Origin of the sequence: Actinomadura sp. NPDC048394, assembly GCF_040651755.1 — a bacterium.
Lineage (GTDB): Bacteria > Actinomycetota > Actinomycetes > Streptosporangiales > Streptosporangiaceae > Spirillospora > Spirillospora montaniterrae.
In genome coordinates this window covers 1-1157 of the sequence record NZ_JBEZJL010000197.1, presented here as the reverse complement: position 1 = coordinate 1157, position 1157 = coordinate 1, and the positions used below count along the sequence as shown (strand labels likewise).

Sequence of the window (1157 nt, the reverse complement as noted above, 5' to 3'; positions counted from 1 at the left end):
GTGGGTGGTGGGCCAGTGCCGGGCGCCTTGCAGGGTTTCGCGTTTGAGGGTGGCGTTGAGGGATTCGGCGGCGGCGTTGTCGGCACTGGTGCCGACCGCGCCGCGGGACCGGGTGACGCCCAGCCGGTCGCAGGCGGCGGTGAAGTCGGCCGCGCAGTATTGCGCGCCGTTGTCGCTGTGGAAGATCGCGCCGTTCAGGGTGCCTCCTCGGGTGGCCGCCGCCGCGTCCAGGGCGTCGATCACCAGGCTGGTGCGCATGTGCTCGGCGATCGACCAGCCCACCAGCCGCCGAGATCCCAGATCCAGCACGGTCGCCAGATACAGGAAGGTGCCGTCGGCGATCGGCAGGTAGGTGATGTCGCCGACGTAGCGGCGGCCTGGGGCCGGCGCGGTGAAGTCGCGTCGGAGCAGGTCCGGGACGGGGGCGGTGTCCGGGGCGGGCATGGTGGTGCGCACCTTGCGGCGCAGGCGCAACCCGGCGATGCCGTGGCGGCGCATGACCCGCTCGACGCGCTTGTGGTTGACCTGCACACCCTGGTCCCGGAGTTCGGCGGTGATGCGCGGGGAGCCGTAGGTGCCGTCGTAGGCGGCGTGGATCACCGCGATCCGCTCGGCCAGTCGGGCGTCGGCGCGGGCCCGGGCGGCCCGGGCCTCGGCGGCCGACCGCCACCGGTAGTAGCTGGACCGGGCGATTTCCAGCACCCGGCACAACCGCTTCACCCCGTAGGCGGCCTGGTGGTCGGCGACGAACTGGAAGCGGTTCACCAGCGCGTCTCCCCGGCGAAATACTTGGCCGCCTTCCGCAGGATGTCGCGTTCGGTCTCCAGCTCACGGATCCGTGCCCTGAGCTGCTGGTTCTCCTGTTCATGCACGTCAGCCGAGGATAGATCCCGCTGAGTCGGCGGCTGAGCGGGGGCAGGCCGGCCCGGCGCCGTCCCGCGCCGCTGGGCCTCCAGTACCCAGTTGCGCAGCGTGCCCCGGCTGATCCCCAGATCGGCGGCGATCCGCTTGTAGGTGTTGGAGGGGGCAGACAAGAACAACGCCACCGCGTCGGCCTTGAACTCCTCCGGATAGTGCTTCAGCGCCATCAAAGACACCTCCTTCCCCTGGACCCATGATCCAGGCTTCAGGGTGTCCACACTTCAGGGGGAAGGCCC

At 70.6% G+C, this 1157-nt stretch carries 1 pseudogene; it reads right to left on the bottom strand.

Annotated elements, in window-relative coordinates:
* Positions 1–1088: pseudogene (locus AB0C78_RS50810) on the bottom strand (IS3 family transposase); the annotation flags it as partial.
* Between the last annotated feature and the right edge of the window lie 69 nt (positions 1089–1157).